Genomic DNA, 17,647 nt, shown 5'->3' on the forward strand with positions numbered 1-17,647 from the left:
GGAGCGAATGCAACGCCACGCCTTCAAGATGTTCCTGAACCCGGGGGCCGGGGCGGAGTATATCCGCCGGCATGACGAGATCTGGCCCGAACTGGTGGCCCTGCTGCGCGACGCCGGCATCTCGAACTACTCGATCCACCTTGATCGAGAGACCGGCGTGCTGTTCGGCTATCTGGAGCGGCGCGACGACCACGGCATGGCCAGCTTGCCCGACCATCCGGTGATGCGGCGCTGGTGGGCCTTCATGGGCGACCTGATGCAGACGAACCCGGACGGATCGCCGGTGGCGGTGGACCTGGCGGAGACCTTCTACATGGCCTGACGGGCGGCGACCTCGGCCCGCCAGCGGGCGGCATAGGCGCGCCACAGCGGGTCAGCCTCGGGCAGAACCGGCGCGGGGTCGGGTCGGGCGCTGTGCAGCGGCCCGGCCAGCAGCGCCGCACCAAGGCCAGTGCCCGCCCCCTGCCCGGTGGCGATGACCGGGCGGCCAGTGGCGGTGGCCAGCATCCGGGCAAAGGCGCGGTTGGCGCCGAACGGGCCTTCGACATAGGTCGGGCCGGCGGCGCCGATCAGCCGCAGGCACTCGGCCCCGGTCAGCGCGGCCTGGAACGAGGCGGCCGCGGTGCGTTCGCCGTCGGTTTCCGGCTCACCGGGAACCCAGGCGAAGTCCTGCCCCGGAAACGGGCCGGTGTCAGGGTGGTGCGAGGGCAAGGCCAGGGTGGGCCGGCCCAGCACCGCCCGTTCCTCTTGCGGCGTGGGGGTCACCATGCGGCCTTTCGTCACCTCGTCGAACTCGCGCCCGGCCATGGCGCGGGCGGTGGGGGTCGGTTGACCCTTTGCGTTGACGTTCACCAGCACGTCGCGGGTGGGGTCCAGCGGCGCTGTCACCCCGCCAAGCGCCATCGCGATCATCCAGGTTCCGGTGGACAGCACCGAAAGCGCCCCCTCGCGGCCCAGATAGGGCAGCAACGAGGCGTTGGAATCGTGGATGCCGCACAGGACGGGCGTGTCGGTCGGCAGGCCGGTGGCCGTCGCGATGTCGGGCAGGATCGGCCCCAACCGGGTGGCGGCAGGGCGCAGCGGCGGGAACAGGCCGCGCCAGCCCATCCGGTCGACCAGCGACGAGAATTCCCCCGTCCATGGCGCCCACAGGTCGGTGTGGCAACCCAGCGAGGTGGCCTCGCTGGCCGCGACGCCGGTCAGGCGGAAGGCCCAGTATTGCGGCAGGGTCAGGATGTGCCGGGCGCGGGCAAAGCCGTCGGGGAACCGCTCCGACAGCCAGTAAAGCTGGGAGCCCAGGTTCAGCCCCAGAGGCAGGCGCGGCGAGCCGGTCTCAGGGAAGGCCGGGCGGAGGGCGTCATAGGCGCCCGCCAAGGCGTCGGGGCCATCGTGTTCATAGTCCAGGACCGGCAGCGCCAGATCGCCATCTCCGGCCACCAGCGCCGCCGCGGCACCGTGGGTGGTGATCGAGATCGCGTCCACCGGGCCGTCGCGGCCAAGGTCGCGCAGGCCCTCCCTCACGAAGGACCACAGCGCGGGCAGGTCGAAATGCGGATAGGGGCCGCCGGCAAGCACCGCGTTGGGGCGCCTTGCCGTCACCGTCTCGGACCCGGTCGCAAGGTCCACCCGCAAGACCTTGGCATTGGTCTTGCCGATGTCGATCACCGCGATATGGCGCATGGCCATTCCCCCTGCCCCAGCCTGCCCGGCACCGGCCACGCGGGCCAGTCTAGCCGCCGGCAATGCGGGTGGCGAGGTATTCGGCGTCGTGCCAGACGCCCCAGATGAAGGGCGAGGCGCGGCGTGACAGCCAGGCAAGCCCCAGGAAATACAGGCCCGGAACCTGCGTCACCCCCTTCAGGTGCGCCGGCCGACCCTGCGCGTCAAAGGCGCCGGGAACCTGCAGCCAGCCGAAATCCAGCGCAAAGCCGGTGGCCCAGACGATGCTGGCGATGCCCTCGCTGGCCAGGTCCAGCGACCGGATCGGATCGGTCACGCACTCGGGCAGGGGGCCAAGCGTGCGGGCCTCGGGTTCGGGCGGCAGCGGGATGTCGTGGGCCTGAACATAGGCGTCGGCCTCGTCCAGAACCGACAGGAAATTGGCGTCGCCCCGGGCGATGTTGCCGGCCAGGTCATCGGCAAAGCGAAGGGTGCCCTTGTCAAAAGCAATGGTGCGGCCGACCAGCGTCATCCCGCGCGCGGCAAGGCCGCGGAAGTCGATGGTGCGGCCCCCATGCGCGCCGCTGACGGCAATGGTCACATGCTCCATCCCCGGTGCCACGGTGGGGGCGTCCCACTTGCCCAGCACACCCAGCCACCAGACGAAATCGCGCCCGCGATAGCGGATCGGCGGGCGGTCGTGCGGGCCGACCGAGAGAAACACCTTGCGGCCCGCGCGCTGCAATTCGTCGGCGATCTGCACGCCCGACGATCCCGCACCGACCACCAGCACCGCGCCAGCGGGCAACTGGCCCGGGTTGCGGTAGCCCGCCGAGTGGACCTGGAAGATGCCCGCGCTGTCGGGCACCACGGCCGGGAGGATCGGCTTCTGGAACGGGCCGGTGGCGGCGACGACGGTTTTCGCCTCGATCACGCCGGCAGAGGTCTCGGCGCGGAAGGTGCCGTCCGGCTTGCGGGTCAGCGCGGTGACGTTCACGCCGCAGCGGATGGGGGCCTTGATGCGGGCCGCGTAGTCCTCGAAATAGCGGACGATGCGGTCTTTCGGGGCGAAGGCGAAGGGATCGACGCCCTGGAAGCTGAGGTTCGGAAAGCGGTCGTGCCAGGCCGGGCCGTTGGCCACCAGACTGTCCCAGCGCTGGGTCCGCCAGCGTTCGGCGATGCGGTCGCGCTCCAGCACCAGATGCGGGATGCCGCGGGCGCCCAGATGCTCGCTCATCGCAATCCCGGCCTGGCCGCCGCCGACGATCAGCGTGTGGGTGGCTTCAACGGACATGACTTCCCCTTCGCAGAACCCAAAGACCCCGCCGATTGATGTATGCGAGAGTCTGCATAGGGAGAACCATTTTCTCTCTAGGCGCCGATTAGCCTTCGCCTATCCCGTCAGCCCGACGCAAGGCCCCCCGGAGACGGCGGGGTGGGCGGGTGGGCGCCGTCTCCGGGGGGCCTTTGCCCGGCCGGCAAGGAAAAACCCCGCCGGCCTTGCGGGCGGCGGGGCTCCTGTTGTCACGCCCGAAGGCCGGACGGTCAGTCGCGGCTTTCGACGGTGTCCACGAGGCCAGAGTGCAGGCCCGAGTCAGGGCCAGAGTCCATACCGGCGCCAAAGGCCCTTTCCAGCTCGGTCTCCATCACCTCTACCGGCGCGGCCAGGGCGGCGGCCTGCTCGGCCTCGCTCTTGCGCGCTTCGATCACCGTCTGGTCGCGGTCGGCGGCGATCTTCTTGACACGGCTCGTCGCGCCGCCGGTGCCGGCCGGGATCAGCCGGCCGACGATGACGTTTTCCTTCAGGCCCACCAGCTTGTCGCGCTTGCCCTGAACCGAGGCCTCGGTCAGCACGCGGGTGGTTTCCTGGAACGACGCCGCCGAGATGAAGCTGCGGGTCTGCAGCGACGCCTTGGTGATGCCCAGGAGAACCGGCTCGGCCTTGGCTTCGCGCATGCCGCGGGCGCGGGACTTGGCGTTCTCTTCCTCCAGCTCCTGCTTCTCGACCTGCTCGCCCTTCAGCAGGGTGGTGTCGCCGCCATCCAGCACCTCAAGCTTCTGCAGCATCTGCCGCACGATCACCTCGATGTGCTTGTCGTTGATCTTGACCCCCTGCAGGCGATAGACGTCCTGCACTTCGTCGATCATGTAGTTGGCCAGCGCCTCGATGCCCATGATCCGCAGGATGTCATGCGGAGCCGGGTTTCCGTCCATGATGTAGTCGCCCTTCTGGACGAAGTCGCCTTCCTGAACCGGAATGTGCTTGCCCTTGGGGATCATGTATTCCATCGGCTGGATCGTCTCGTCGACGGCCTCGATGGTGATGCGGCGCTTGTTCTTGTAGTCCTTGCCGAAGCGGACATAGCCGTCGTTCTCGGCGATGATCGCGTGATCCTTCGGACGACGGGCCTCGAACAGTTCCGCCACGCGGGGAAGACCCCCGGTGATGTCCTTGGTCTTGGCACCTTCGCGCGGGATGCGCGCCACCACGTCGCCGGGCTTCAGTTCCTGCCCGTCTTCCAGCGACAGCACGGCGTCCACCGACATCGGATAGGTGATCGGGTTGCCGTTGTCGCCGCGCACCGGGTCGCCCGTGGCCGGATCGACCAGGATGATTTCCGGCTTGAGGTCGGACCCGCGCGGCGCCGAGCGCCAGTCGGACACGATCTTCTGCGTCATGCCGGTGGCGTCGTCGGTGTCCTCGCGGACCGAGATGCCCGAGATCAGGTCCTTGAACCGCGCCACGCCGGCCTTTTCCGCCACGATCAGCAGGTTGAAGGGGTCCCATTCGAACAGCTTGGTGCCGCGCTTGACCGCCTGGCCTTCCTTGACATGCAGCTTGGCGCCGTAGGTCAGCTTGTGGACGGCACGTTCCTGCCCCGCCTCATCGACGATGGCGATCTGCATGTTGCGGCCGATCACGATCTGCTCGCCCGCCACATTGGACAGAAGATTGCCGTTGCGGAACTCGATCTTGCCTTCCTGCGAGGCTTCCAGGAACGACTGCTGGCCACCCTGGGCCACGCCGCCGATGTGGAAGGTGCGCATGGTCAGCTGCGTGCCCGGCTCACCGATCGACTGGGCGGCGATGATGCCGACCGCCTCGCCGATGTTGACCAGCGTGCCGCGGGCAAGGTCGCGCCCGTAGCACATGGCGCAGACGCCTTCCTCGGCCTCGCAAGTCAGCGGGCTGCGGATGCGGATCGACTGCACGCCGGCCTGGGCGATGATGTCCGCCCGGCGCTCGTCGATCAGCTCGCCCTTGGCCACCAGGACGCCGGTGGTGCCGGGGACGCAGACGTCGTCCGCCGCCACCCGGCCCAGGATGCGTTCCGACAGCGGCGCGGTTTCGGTGCCTTCCTTGACCGCCGCCGAGGCGGTGATCGCGTTCTCGGTGCCGCAATCGTGGCTGCGGATGATGCAGTCCTGCGCCACGTCGACCAGACGCCGCGTCAGATAACCCGAGTTCGCCGTCTTCAGCGCGGTGTCCGACAGGCCCTTGCGGGCGCCGTGGGTCGAGTTGAAGTATTCAAGAACGGTCAGGCCTTCCTTGAAGTTCGAGATGATCGGCGTCTCGATGATCTCGCCCGAGGGCTTGGCCATCAGGCCGCGCATGCCGCCCAGCTGCTTCATCTGGGTGACCGAGCCGCGGGCACCCGAGTGGGCCATCATGTAGACCGAGTTCGGCTCCTTCTCGGCGCCCGACTCCTCGAAGCGCGGAGCCGAGATGGTGGCCATCATCGCCTCGGTCACCTTGTCGTTGCACTTCGACCAGGCATCCACGACCTTGTTGTACTTCTCGCCCTGGGTGATCAGGCCGTCCAGATACTGCTGCTCGAAGCCGGCGACCTGCTCCTTCACCTCGTTCACGATGGTCCACTTGCTGTCGGGGATCACCATGTCGTCCTTGCCGAACGAGATGCCGGCCTTGAACGCCTCGCGGAAGCCAAGACCCATGATCTGGTCGCAGAAGATCACCGATTCCTTCTGGCCGCAGTAGCGGTAGACGGTGTCGATGACGGTCTGCACGTCCTTCTTGCGCAAGAGGCGGTTGACCACATCGAAGGGCGCCTTGGCGTTCAGCGGCAAGAGGTTGCCCAGCCGCAGCCGGCCCGGCGTGGTGTCGAACCGCTTCCAGACGATGTTGCCTTCCTCGTCCACCTGGCGCAGGCGGGCCTTGATCTTGGCGTGCAGGTGCACCTCGCCGGCGGCCAGCGCATGCTCGACCTCGTCGATGTCGGCGAAGATCTTGCCTTCGCCCTTCATGCCCTTGCGTTCCATGGTGGTGTAGTAAAGCCCCAGCACCATGTCTTGCGACGGCACGATGATCGGCGCGCCGTTGGCGGGGCTGAGGACGTTGTTGGTCGACATCATCAGCACGCGCGCTTCAAGCTGGGCTTCCAGCGAGAGCGGAACGTGGACGGCCATCTGGTCGCCGTCGAAATCGGCGTTGAACGCGCTGCAAACCAGCGGGTGCAGCTGGATCGCCTTGCCTTCGATCAGGATCGGCTCGAAGGCCTGGATGCCCAGGCGGTGCAGCGTCGGCGCGCGGTTCAACAGGACGGGATGTTCGCGGATGACTTCATCCAGGATGTCCCAGACCTCGGGGCGTTCCTTCTCGACCAGCTTCTTGGCTTGCTTGACGGTGCTGGACAGGCCCTTCGCCTCAAGCCGCGAATAGATGAACGGCTTGAACAGCTCGAGCGCCATCTTCTTCGGCAGGCCGCACTGGTGCAGCTTCAGTTCCGGCCCGGTCACGATGACCGACCGACCCGAGAAGTCGACCCGCTTGCCCAGCAGGTTCTGGCGGAACCGGCCCTGCTTGCCCTTCAGCATGTCGGACAGCGATTTCAGCGGGCGCTTGTTGGTGCCGGTGATGACGCGGCCGCGACGACCGTTGTCGAAGAGGGCATCGACCGCCTCTTGCAGCATCCGCTTTTCGTTGCGGACGATGATGTCAGGCGCGCGAAGCTCGATCAGGCGCTTCAGGCGGTTGTTGCGGTTGATGACGCGGCGGTAGAGGTCGTTGAGGTCGGACGTGGCAAAGCGGCCGCCGTCCAAGGGGACCAGCGGGCGCAGTTCCGGCGGGATGACCGGCAGGACGGTCAGCACCATCCATTCCGGGCGGTTGCCGGATTCCAGGAACGACTCGACGATCTTCAGCCGCTTGATGATCTTCTTCGGCTTCAGCTCGCCGGTGGCTTCCTTCAGCTCTTCGCGCAGCTGGTCGGCCAGCGGGCCAAGGTCGATGGCCGCCAGCATCTCGCGGATCGCCTCGGCGCCGATGTTCGCGGTGAAGGCGTCGGCGCCATACTGGTCCTGCGCGTCGAGGAATTCCTCTTCGGTCATCAGCTGGCCATAGGTCAGGTCGGTCAGACCCGGCTCGATCACGACGTAGTTCTCGAAGTAGAGAATGCGCTCCAGATCGCGCAGCGTCATGTCCAGCATCAGGCCGATGCGGCTGGGCAGCGACTTGAGGAACCAGATGTGGGCGACGGGTGCGGCCAGTTCGATATGGCCCATGCGTTCGCGGCGCACCTTCTGCAGCGTGACTTCCACGCCGCATTTCTCGCAGACGACGCCGCGATACTTCATGCGCTTGTACTTGCCGCACAGGCATTCGTAGTCCTTGATCGGCCCGAAGATCCGAGCGCAGAACAACCCGTCACGCTCCGGCTTGAAGGTCCGGTAGTTGATGGTCTCGGGCTTCTTGATCTCGCCATAGGACCACGAGAGGATCCGCTCAGGGCTGGCGAGCGAGATCTTGATCTCGTCGAAAGTCTTGACCGGCGCAACCGGGTTGAACGGGTTGGTCGAGAGTTCCTGGTTCATTTCCAAATCCTTGAAAGGAGGCTGCGGTCAGAGGCAGGGCGACCCCGATTTTTCGTCGAAAAATCGGAGTCACGAGTTTTCGACGAAAACTCGTGCCCTATTCCTCCTCCGCATCCAGGAGTTCCATGTTCAGGCCGAGGCCGCGGACTTCCTTCACCAGCACGTTGAAGCTTTCCGGCACGCCCGCCTCGAAGTTGTCCTCGCCCTTGACGATCGACTCGTAGACCTTGGTCCGGCCTGCCACGTCGTCCGATTTCACCGTCAGCATTTCCTGCAGGGTATAGGCGGCGCCATAGGCTTCCAGAGCCCAGACCTCCATCTCCCCAAGGCGCTGACCGCCGAACTGGGCCTTGCCGCCCAGCGGCTGCTGGGTGACCAGGCTGTACGGGCCGGTGGACCGGGCGTGCAGCTTGTCGTCGACCAGATGGTGCAGCTTGAGCATGTACTTCACGCCCACCGTGACCTTGCGCTGGAACTTCTCGCCGGTGCGGCCGTCGAACACGTCGGATTGCCCCGAGGTGTCGAAGCCCGCGCGGCGCAGCGCGTCGTTCACGTCCGCTTCCTTGGCCCCGTCGAAGACCGGGGTGGCGATCGGCACGCCGCCGGTGACCAGTCCGGCCTTTTCGACCAGTTCGTCGCTGTCCATGCCGCCGAAGGCCCCGTCATAGGTTTCGTCGCCATAGGCGAAGCGCATCGCCTCGCGCACCGGGGTCAGGTCGCCCGACCGGCGATAGTCGCGCAGCGCCTCGTCGATGCGGATGCCCAGGCCGCGCGCGGCCCAGCCCATGTGCGTCTCGAGGATCTGCCCGACGTTCATCCGGCTGGGCACGCCCAGCGGGTTCAGCACCAGGTCGACATGGGTGCCGTCGGCCAGGAACGGCATGTCCTCGATCGGCACGACCTTGGAGATGACGCCCTTGTTGCCGTGCCGGCCGGCCATCTTGTCGCCCGGCTGCAGCTTGCGCTTCACCGCGACGAAGACCTTGACCATCTTCATCACGCCCGGAGGCAGGTCGTCGCCGCGGCGGACCTTCTCGACCTTGTCGTCGAAGCGGTGGTCAAGCGCGCGTTTCTGCTGCTCATACTGGTCGTGCAGGGCCTCGATTTCCTTGGCCTGGTCTTCCTCGGCGACGGCAAGCTGCCACCACTGGCCACGGCTCAGCGTGCCCAGCAGCTCTTCGTCGATCTTCGAGCCGGCCTTGATGCCCTTCGGGCCCTTCACCGCCTCGCGCCCCAGCACCAGCGCCTTGAGGCGCGAGTAGATGTTGCGTTCCAGGATCGCCAGCTCGTCGTCGCGGTCGCGCGCCAGGCGTTCGACTTCCTCGCGCTCGATCTGCAGCGCGCGTTCGTCCTTGTCGACGCCATGGCGGTTGAACACCCGCACCTCGACCACCGTGCCATAGGCCCCCGGCGGCAGGCGCAGGGACGTGTCGCGCACGTCGCTGGCCTTTTCGCCGAAGATGGCGCGCAGCAGCTTTTCTTCCGGCGTCATCGGGCTTTCGCCCTTGGGGGTGATCTTGCCGACCAGGATGTCGCCCGGGTTCACCTCGGCGCCGATATAGACGATGCCGGCTTCATCCAGGTTGCGCAGGGCTTCTTCGCCCACGTTCGGGATATCGCGGGTAATCTCTTCCGGCCCCAGCTTGGTGTCGCGGGCGGCGACTTCGTATTCCTCGATGTGGATCGAGGTGAAGACGTCGTCCTTGAGGATCCGCTCGGAGATCAGGATCGAGTCCTCGTAGTTGTAGCCGTTCCAGGGCATGAAGGCGACGATCACGTTCCGGCCCAGGGCCAGTTCGCCCATGTCGGTGCAGGGACCATCGGCGATCACCTCGCCGCGGGTCACCTTGTCCCCGACCTTCACCAGCGGACGCTGGTTGATGCAGGACGACTGGTTGCTGCGCTTGAACTTGCGCAGGCGGTAGATGTCGACGCCCGGCTCGCCCGGCTCCAGCAGTTCGGTGGCGCGCACGACGATACGGGTGGCATCCACCTGATCGATCACGCCCGACCGCCGCGCCATGATGGCAGCGCCCGAGTCACGCGCGACAACGGCCTCGATCCCGGTGCCGACAAACGGCGCGTCGGATTGCAGCAAGGGCACCGCCTGGCGCTGCATGTTCGAGCCCATCAGCGCGCGGTTGGCGTCGTCGTTTTCCAGGAACGGAATCAGCGAGGCCGCGACCGACACCAACTGTTTCGGCGACACGTCGATCAGGTCGATCGCATCCGGCGGGTTCAGCATGAACTCGCCCGATTTCCGGCTGGAGATCAGGTCGTCGGTGAAATGCCCCTCGGCGTCCTGGGCCGCGTTGGCCTGGGCGACGGTGTGGCGCATTTCCTCGGTCGCCGACATGTAAATGACCTCGTCGGTCACCTTGTTGTCGATCACCTTGCGATACGGGGTCTCGATGAAACCGTACTTGTTCACCCGGGCGAAGGTCGCCAGGCTGTTGATCAGGCCGATGTTCTGGCCTTCCGGCGTCTCGATCGGGCACATCCGGCCGTAGTGGGTCGGGTGGACGTCGCGCACCTCGAAACCGGCGCGCTCACGGGTCAGACCGCCCGGGCCAAGCGCCGAGAGGCGGCGCTTGTGGGTCACTTCCGACAGCGGGTTGGTCTGGTCCATGAACTGCGACAGCTGCGAAGAGCCGAAGAATTCGCGGACGGCAGCCGCCGCCGGTTTGGCGTTGATCAGGTCCTGCGGCATGATCGTGTCGATTTCCACCGACGACATGCGTTCCTTGATCGCACGGTCCATGCGCAAGAGGCCGACGCGATACTGGTTCTCCATCAGTTCGCCGACCGAGCGCACCCGGCGGTTGCCGAGGTGGTCGATGTCGTCGATCTCGCCCTTGCCGTCGCGCAGTTCGACCAGCGCGCGGATGCACGAGATGATGTCCTCGCGGTCCAGCGTGCGCTGGGTGTCGGGCTTGCCCAGGTCAAGCCGCATGTTCATCTTGACCCGGCCCACGGCGGACAGGTCATAGCGTTCCTTGTCGAAGAACAGCGTGTCGAACAGCTGGCTTGCGGCCTCGACCGTGGGCGGCTCGCCAGGGCGCATGACGCGGTAGATGTCCATGAGCGCGGTGTCGCGGCCCATGTTCTTGTCCGCCGCCATGGTGTTGCGGATGTAGGGGCCGACGTTGACGTTGTCGATGTCCAGCACCGGGATGTCGGTCACGCCCTGGTCCAGCAGCACCTTGACGGTGCCGCCCTTGGGCGCGCCGTCGCGGTCCAGTTCCCAGGTCAGTTCATCGCCGGCCTCGACCCAGATCTCGCCGGTCTGTTCGTTGATGATGTCCTTGGCGGCATAGCGGCCGACGATGTGGTCAAACGGAACCAGAAGCTCCGTCACCTTGCCCTCGTCCATCCAGTTCTTGACCATCCGCGGGGTGGCCTTTTCGCCGGCCTTGAGGATGACCTCGCCGGTGGCGGCATCGACCAGATCGTAGGTCGGACGGGTGCCGCGCACACGCTCGGGGAAGAACTTGGTGACCCAGCCCTTGTTCTTGACGTTCTTGAACTGGACCGTCTGGTAATAGGCATCCATGATGCCTTCCTGATCCATGCCCAGGGCATAGAGCAGCGTCGTCACCGGCAGTTTGCGGCGGCGGTCGATGCGGGCAAAGACGATGTCCTTGGCGTCGAACTCGAAGTCCAGCCAGCTGCCGCGATACGGGATGATGCGGCAGGCGAACAGCAGTTTCCCGCTGGAATGGGTCTTGCCCTTGTCGTGGTCGAAGAACACGCCGGGGCTGCGGTGCATCTGGCTGACGATCACCCGCTCGGTGCCGTTCACGATGAACGTGCCGTTCGGCGTCATCAGGGGCATGTCGCCCATGTAGACGTCCTGCTCCTTGATGTCCTTGACCGACCGCGCGCCGGTCGTCTCATCGACATCGAACACGATCAGGCGCAGCGTCACCTTCAGCGGCGCGGCATAGGTCAGGTCGCGCTGCATGCACTCGTCGACGTCGTATTTCGGCTTTTCCAACTCGTACTTGACGAATTCCAGGACGGCCGTCTCGTTGAAGTCCTTGATCGGAAACACCGACTGGAAGGTGCCCTGGATGCCTTCGCCATCCAGCGGCTTGTCGCTGTCGCCCGAGCGCAGGAACAGGTCGTAGGACGACTTCTGCACCTCGATCAGGTTCGGCATTTCCAGGACTTCGCGGATCTTCCCGTAATACCGGCGAATCCGCTTCTGGCCAACGTACGCTTGCTGCGCCATGCTCGTCGTAACCTTTCATCTTTTCGCCGGCGCGGGCTTCCGTCGGGCCACGGAAGGCGCGCCGATTGGCGAGGGAACGTGCGGTTCCATACCTGCCACCTGTCCCGTCAGGCGGCTCCCGAACCGGTGATCGCACCCGGAACGAGGCTTTGCAGGAAAGCCCCCTTCAAGACGCGATTTGGCTGGGGGCAGGCGATGCTGCCCCCAGCCGCAAAATCATCGCAGCGGAAGGTTCCGCACGCGCGATTACTTGAGCTCGACCTTGGCGCCAGCGTCTTCGAGCTTCTTCTTCATCGTCTCGGCGTCAGCCTTGGTCGCGCCTTCCTTCACCTTGCCGCCAGCTTCGACAAGGTTCTTCGCCTCGACGAGGCCCAGGCCGGTGATGGCGCGGACTTCCTTGATGACGTTGATCTTGTTCGGGCCGGCGTCGGTCAGGACGACATCGAACTCGGTCTTTTCTTCCACGGCTTCGGCGGCGGCGGCCGGGCCGGCAGCCATCATGACGGCGCCACCGGCGGCCGGCTCGATGCCATACTTGTCCTTGAGGATGGTCTTCAGTTCCTGCGCTTGCAGAAGGGTCAGACCGACGATGTCTTCGGCGAGTTTGTTCAGATCAGCCATTTTTCTCATTCCGTATGTTAGATGGGTTCCAACGACGTGTGTTCAACCACGAAGGATGCCGAAGATCAGGCCGCAGCCTTTTCCTCGATGGTCTTCAGGATGCCCGCGATGTTTGCAGCAGGCGCGCCAATGGCCCCGGCGATGTTCGCAGCCGGCGCACCGATGCACGACACGATCTGAGCGATCAGCTCTTCGCGCGACGGCATCGAGGCAACGGCTTTCACACCAGCCTGGTCCAGGATCGTGCTGCCCATGGCCCCGCCAAGCACGACGAACTTGTCGTTGCCCTTGGCATAGGCATCGGTGACCTTGGCCGCAGCCACGGGGTCTTCCGAATAGGCGAACACGGTCATGCCCGTGAGCAGGTCACCCATCTTTTCGGCGGGCTTCCCTTCCAGGGCGATCTTGGCGAGCTTGTTCTTGGCAACGCGGACGGACCCGCCCACGTCGCGAAGCTTCGCGCGCAGGTCCTGCATCTGTGCAACCGTCATGCCTTCGTAGTGGGCAACCACCACGACGCCAGAGCTTTCGAAGATCTGGCCGAGTTCCTCGACCACTTTCTCTTTCTGGGCTCTATCCACAGTTTCACTCCAAGGTTGGGGGTTTCCCCCCGGCTCTCATTTGGCCCCCTTTGCGGGGGGCTTCTCGGTCCGGTCAAGGGTTCCGAAGGCCAAGATCACCCGAAGGCGACATTCGTCTCGTTCCCCATCTCGGGCAGGATTTACGGTGTTTGCGCACCACCCGCCGTCTCGGACAGGACGGGGCGGCTTTCGCCCCGCCATCCCTTTGCCTGTCGGCATCGGGAATTCGTCAGGGCGGGGTTCACCCCGCCCCTGGGTTCAATGCGCCGTGGCCGAAGCCAGGTCGAGCGACACGCCCGGGCCCATGGTCGAGCTGAGCGAGACCTTCTTGAGGTAGGTCCCCTTGGCCCCCGAGGGCTTGGCGCGGCTGACCGCATCGACGAAGGCGCGGATGTTCTGCGCCAGTTTCTCGTCGCTGAAGCTGACCTTGCCGACGCCGGCATGAATCACGCCGGCCTTCTCGACCTTGAACTGCACTTCGCCGCCCTTGGCGCCTTCGACGGCCGTCTTCACGTCCATCGTCACGGTGCCGACCTTGGGGTTCGGCATCAGGTTGCGCGGCCCCAGGATCTTCCCCAGACGGCCGACCAGCGGCATCATGTCGGGGGTGGCGATGCAGCGATCGAACTCGATCTTGCCCTGCTGGATGGTCTCCATCAGGTCTTCGGCGCCGACGATGTCGGCGCCCGCCGCCTTGGCTTCGTCAGCCTTGGCGCCGCGGGCGAACACCGCCACGCGCACCGTCTTGCCGGTGCCGTTCGGCAGCGCCACCACGCCGCGGACCATCTGGTCGGCGTGACGCGGGTCAACGCCCAGGTTCATCGCGATCTCGACGGTCTCGTCGAACTTGGCGGAGGCCGCCTGCTTGATCAGGCCGACGGCGTCTTCCACCGTCAGGTTGGTCTTGCCGACGAACTGTTCCTGCGCCTTCTTCACGCGCTTTGCGATCTTGGCCATGATGCTCAGCCCTTCACTTCGATGCCGCAGGACTTGGCCGAGCCAAGGATGATGTTCATCGCCGCTTCGACCGAATTGGCGTTGAGATCCTTCATCTTCGTCTCGGCGATCTTGCGCACCTGCGCCACGGTGATCGACCCGGCCACCTCACGGCCCGGCTTGGCCGAACCCTTGGTGCGCGAGCGCTTGCCCACGGCCGGCAGGCCGGCCGCCTGCTTGACCAGGAACGAGGCCGGCGGCGTCTTCAGTTCCAGGCTGAACGACTTGTCGGCGTAGTAGGTGATGATCACCGGGGTCGGCGTGCCGGGCGGCAGTTCGGCCGACTTGGCGTTGAACTCTTTCACGAACGCCATGATGTTCAGGCCGCGCTGACCCAACGCCGGGCCCACCGGGGGCGACGGGTTGGCCTGCTGCGCCTTCACCTGCAGCTTGAGGCTGCCCATGATCTTCTTGGCCATCTGGCCCTCTCCTTCTCACTGCGCCGCCCGGAATTGGGTGGGGCGCGGTTTAGCGGTACGGTCCGTCACGGGTTTGTCGCCCGCGCTCGCCTCCCGCGCGCTTCGCCTCAGATGCCTTTCGACACCTGGGTGAATTCCAATTCCACGGGCGTCGCACGCCCGAAGATCGAGACCGAGACCTTGAGGCGGTTCGCCCCTTCGTCCACTTCCTCGACCATGCCGTCAAAGCCCTCGAACGGGCCGTCGGTGACCTTGACCTTCTCGCCGATGTCGAAGCGGATCAGGTTGCGCGGCGCTTCCAGGCCTTCCTCGACACGGTTCAGGATGGCGTTGACCTCATGGTCGCGCATCGGCATCGGCTTGCCTTGCGGGCCCAGGAAGCCGGTCACACGGTTGATCGAGCTGATCAGGTGATAGCCGCGGTTCGACATTTCCATGTGGACCAGCACGTAGCCCGGCATGAAGCGGCGCTCGGAGGTCACCTTCTTGCCGCGGCGCACCTCGATCACCTCTTCGGTGGGCACCAGCACTTCGTCGATCTCGTCGCCCAGGCCCGCGTCGGCCACGGACGTCTTGATCTGTTCGGCGACCTTCTTCTCGAAGTTCGAGAGAACGCTCACCGAATACCAGCGCTTTGCCATGGTCTCGCTTCCACCTTCATGCCTTGAGAGGCTTGCCGCCCCTTCGTGTCTGCCCGGAACAAAAAACAGCGCGCATGCCGAATCGCTGCGCGCCGGTTTGCCTCTGGTTGGCGCGGGATTAGCGGCTTGGCTGCCCGCGATCAAGAGGAAACCGGTCTCAGGCGCCGATCACCAGCTGCAGGCCCCAGCGGATCAGGATGTCCACCAGGCTGAAGAAGGTGGCGGTCAGCGCGGCCAGGATGAAGACCATGATCGTGGTCAGCAGCACCTCGCGCCGGGTCGGCCAGTGGATCTTGGCCACCTCGCCGCGGACTTGCTGGAGGAACTGGAGCGGGTTCGCGGCCATGGGCTGCCCTTTTGGGTTCGGGGTCATTGGGTCGGGGCCGAGATACGGCCTGCCGGACCGGATTTCAAGCGGCGAGAGAAGACGGCGGCTTCTCTGCCATCGGGTCGGGGTCGCAGAGCGTGGCCCGGGTCGCGCCGGGAAGTGCGAAGATCCTTTGCAGTCAACCTCATGCGGAGGCTGGGGCAGGGTTGTGCGGGTTTGGGAAGATGGCAGGGGCAGCAGGGATCGAACCCGCGACCTACGGTTTTGGAGACCGTCGCTCTACCAGCTGAGCTATACCCCTGTGGTCGGCCCGTGGGTTACGGCAGGGCGCGGGCGCGGTCAAGAGGATTCCCTGCCGCGGCGGGCGGTCAGCGGGCCAGGATCGACTGGATGTCGTAGGCAGTGTCAAAGCCGTCGCCGTTATGCAGCGCCTGCTGCAACTGCGTGATCTGCGTCCGCGTCAGGCCATCCAGCTGCGCGCCAGGTACCAGCCGACCAATCTCGCTGCGGTCCGCGGCAGAGAGGGTGTCGTTGGTCGAGACGCAGGCGGCAAGGGCAAGCACGGCGGCAAGAGCGCGCAAGGCGGGCGGGCGGAATGTCATCGGGGTGGCCTCCGGGTTCGGGCTCAAGGTGGCGCTTCTGGTGGCAAGGTACGTAGAGAACGGCTGAGCAGAAGCGGCCCATTGCCACAAAGGCGCGCGATTTGGCGTGTATCCGGTGCCGGAGAACACCGCAACTTGCCATGGACTGGGCCGTGAACCGACTGATCCTTGCCCTTTCCCTGCTGTTTGTCGGCACCCTGCCCCTACACGCCGAAACGCCGGATTGCCTTCCGCACCCCACGCAAGACTGCGTCTTCCAGATGGCGCTGCGTCAGGCGGATGACGAGGATTGGACGTGGCTGATTGCCGAAGGCTATCTGGCGGTGGCCTATCTGCAGGAACTGGAACAGACCGGCCAAGATGCCGAAACGCTTGCAGCCCTGCTGGTCAAGCTTTCCTTGGCCGATCCTGACCCGATGGCGATGAGAAAGGCCATAAAAGCGGGGTGGAGCGGCCTGATGCTTGGCGGAACGCTGATCGATGAGTCTCCGGCACTGACCGAGTGGTTCGTTCTCACAATGGCCGATCTGAACCGTCAGGCGGGCCTGCCCGTCGAGGCCCCACCAGATTTCATGCCGCCCGAACAGTTGCACGCAATCCGGACCAAAGTCGCCGCCATCTCGGCAGATGTCTTGCCGCGATATGCGCGGTTGACGGAAGCCCGAGGCAGCGATGTGCCCCGCGTGACGGTTGGCTTTGTCGACCTTTTGGACGACTTGGCGCCAGATCATCAAATGATCTTAGCAGCGCTTTTCGCAAAGGGGGCGCTGACCGGGGCATGGAAAGAAATCTCCAGCTGGACAGACGCCAAGCACCGCACCAGCGGCTTCGCCGCCCTTGCTCTCGCGTTCGCGATGGCTGGCGAGCTGACGAAGGCGATTGAGGTCCTTCAGATGCCAGAGCTGGCCAATTCAGCCGACCTCGACGTTCTTGTCAGCTTCATCATTGTTGAGGTCTGGGCCCGCGCAGGAGATGGCTCGAAGGCACAGATGCTTCCGGAATCAATCGTCGAAAGTGGGGATTCATTCCACCTGGAAGCCTCCGTTATCGCCGCACTGGCAACCGGGGATGCGGACACTGCGTGGCGTCTGGTGTCAATGATCAAGCCCAATCAGCGGACCTACAGCCTTGACGTGGCCGTTGACGCCGCACTGGTACACGGACCGGAGCCTGTCGAGGCCCTTCTGGCCCTGATGCCACCCGAAGAACAGGCCGAAGTGCTTTACGCCCTGGGGAAGGCACAGATCAGAGTGGGCGACGTTGAAGGCACAACATCAACAATTGATCGGTTGGGTCGTGTGCCGGATCATCTGCACTATGGCAGGATACTGCAATATGAACTTGCGCCCGTGCTGGCGGCACTTGGGCGAGACGTCGAGGCCGTGCAGATGGCCATTGAGATCGGGTCGGCCCGCACAACCGCCCTTGTCGCCGCATGGCTGGAATAACGAAAAGGCCGCCCAACAAGGACGGCCCTTCCAGATTTTCCGTGGGTCGGGCTTCAGCCCGACTCTGCCTTACGCGATGATCTTCGAGACGACGCCGGCGCCGCCGCGAGTTTCCGGGATCATCAAGCGATGATCTTGGAAACGACCCCCGCCCCAACCGTGCGGCCGCCTTCGCGGATGGCGAAGCGCAGCTTTTCTTCCATCGCGATCGGCGCGATCAGTTCGACCTCGAACTTCAGGTTGTCGCCCGGCATCACCATCTCGGTGCCTTCCGGCAGCTGCACGG

13 protein-coding genes, 1 tRNA gene and 1 pseudogene are annotated in these 17,647 nt (G+C 65.3%); 2 read left to right on the top strand and 13 right to left on the bottom strand.

Features of this window, described 5'->3' with window-relative positions; genetic code table 11:
• The first annotated feature begins 7 nt into the window (after nucleotides 1–7).
• Nucleotides 8–322: an L-rhamnose mutarotase gene (gene rhaM, locus LHP98_RS18235; protein WP_227253987.1), complete on the top strand. Its 315-nt coding sequence runs from the start codon at nucleotides 8–10 to the stop codon at nucleotides 320–322.
• Here rhaM and LHP98_RS18240 read toward each other — a convergent pair.
• The 12 genes from LHP98_RS18240 to LHP98_RS18295 all read right to left on the bottom strand — a co-directional run bounded on the left by LHP98_RS18240 (nucleotide 310) and on the right by LHP98_RS18295 (nucleotide 15,940).
• The gene (locus tag LHP98_RS18240) at nucleotides 310–1,680 is read right to left on the bottom strand and encodes an FGGY-family carbohydrate kinase (RefSeq protein ID WP_227253988.1); all 1,371 of its coding nucleotides are present in this window, start codon (nucleotides 1,678–1,680) and stop codon (nucleotides 310–312) included. The two genes, rhaM and LHP98_RS18240, sit on opposite strands and share 13 nt — an antisense overlap.
• A gap of 49 nt (nucleotides 1,681–1,729) precedes the next feature.
• Entirely contained in the window at nucleotides 1,730–2,953 is a 1,224-nt protein-coding gene (locus tag LHP98_RS18245; protein ID WP_227253989.1) for a flavin-containing monooxygenase, read from the bottom strand.
• Between the two features lie 251 nt (nucleotides 2,954–3,204).
• Nucleotides 3,205–7,491 carry a DNA-directed RNA polymerase subunit beta' gene (gene rpoC, locus LHP98_RS18250; RefSeq protein WP_227253990.1) on the bottom strand — a complete coding sequence of 1,429 codons (4,287 nt, stop codon included), beginning with the start codon at nucleotides 7,489–7,491 and terminating at the stop codon, nucleotides 3,205–3,207.
• Between the two features lie 97 nt (nucleotides 7,492–7,588).
• Nucleotides 7,589–11,725, bottom strand: a complete 4,137-nt coding sequence (gene rpoB / locus LHP98_RS18255; protein ID WP_227253991.1) for a DNA-directed RNA polymerase subunit beta — start codon at nucleotides 11,723–11,725, stop codon at nucleotides 7,589–7,591.
• A gap of 246 nt (nucleotides 11,726–11,971) precedes the next feature.
• Nucleotides 11,972–12,346, bottom strand: coding sequence for a 50S ribosomal protein L7/L12 (gene rplL, locus LHP98_RS18260; protein ID WP_227253992.1), 375 nt, complete (start codon nucleotides 12,344–12,346; stop codon nucleotides 11,972–11,974).
• 65 nt (nucleotides 12,347–12,411) lie between these two features.
• On the bottom strand, nucleotides 12,412–12,927 hold the full coding sequence (rplJ, locus tag LHP98_RS18265; RefSeq protein ID WP_227253993.1) for a 50S ribosomal protein L10: 516 nt from the start codon (nucleotides 12,925–12,927) through the stop codon (nucleotides 12,412–12,414).
• A 258-nt stretch (nucleotides 12,928–13,185) separates the two neighbouring features.
• Nucleotides 13,186–13,884, bottom strand: a complete 699-nt coding sequence (gene rplA, locus LHP98_RS18270; RefSeq protein ID WP_227253994.1) for a 50S ribosomal protein L1 — start codon at nucleotides 13,882–13,884, stop codon at nucleotides 13,186–13,188.
• Between the two features lie 5 nt (nucleotides 13,885–13,889).
• Nucleotides 13,890–14,342, bottom strand: a complete 453-nt coding sequence (gene rplK / locus LHP98_RS18275) for a 50S ribosomal protein L11 (protein WP_227253995.1) — start codon at nucleotides 14,340–14,342, stop codon at nucleotides 13,890–13,892.
• A 107-nt stretch (nucleotides 14,343–14,449) separates the two neighbouring features.
• Nucleotides 14,450–14,983 (bottom strand): transcription termination/antitermination protein NusG, encoded by a 534-nt coding sequence (gene nusG / locus LHP98_RS18280; RefSeq protein ID WP_227253996.1) that lies wholly within the window; start codon nucleotides 14,981–14,983, stop codon nucleotides 14,450–14,452.
• A 157-nt stretch (nucleotides 14,984–15,140) separates the two neighbouring features.
• Nucleotides 15,141–15,329 (bottom strand): preprotein translocase subunit SecE, encoded by a 189-nt coding sequence (secE, locus tag LHP98_RS18285; RefSeq protein ID WP_227253997.1) that lies wholly within the window; start codon nucleotides 15,327–15,329, stop codon nucleotides 15,141–15,143.
• 207 nt (nucleotides 15,330–15,536) lie between these two features.
• Nucleotides 15,537–15,612: transfer RNA gene (locus LHP98_RS18290), tRNA-Trp, on the bottom strand.
• Between the two features lie 67 nt (nucleotides 15,613–15,679).
• The gene (locus tag LHP98_RS18295; RefSeq protein WP_227253998.1) at nucleotides 15,680–15,940 is read right to left on the bottom strand and encodes a hypothetical protein; all 261 of its coding nucleotides are present in this window, start codon (nucleotides 15,938–15,940) and stop codon (nucleotides 15,680–15,682) included.
• Between the two features lie 125 nt (nucleotides 15,941–16,065).
• Between LHP98_RS18295 and LHP98_RS18300 the strand changes: the two genes are divergently transcribed.
• Nucleotides 16,066–17,361 (top strand): hypothetical protein, encoded by a 1,296-nt coding sequence (locus tag LHP98_RS18300; RefSeq protein ID WP_227253999.1) that lies wholly within the window; start codon nucleotides 16,066–16,068, stop codon nucleotides 17,359–17,361.
• Nucleotides 17,362–17,483: 122 nt separating this feature from the next.
• Here the strand turns inward: LHP98_RS18300 and tuf are convergent.
• A pseudogene (tuf, locus tag LHP98_RS18305) lies at nucleotides 17,484–17,647 on the bottom strand (elongation factor Tu); the annotation flags it as partial.

Origin of the sequence: Rhodobacter sp. Har01, from assembly GCF_020564565.1 — a bacterium.
GTDB lineage: Bacteria > Pseudomonadota > Alphaproteobacteria > Rhodobacterales > Rhodobacteraceae > Pseudogemmobacter.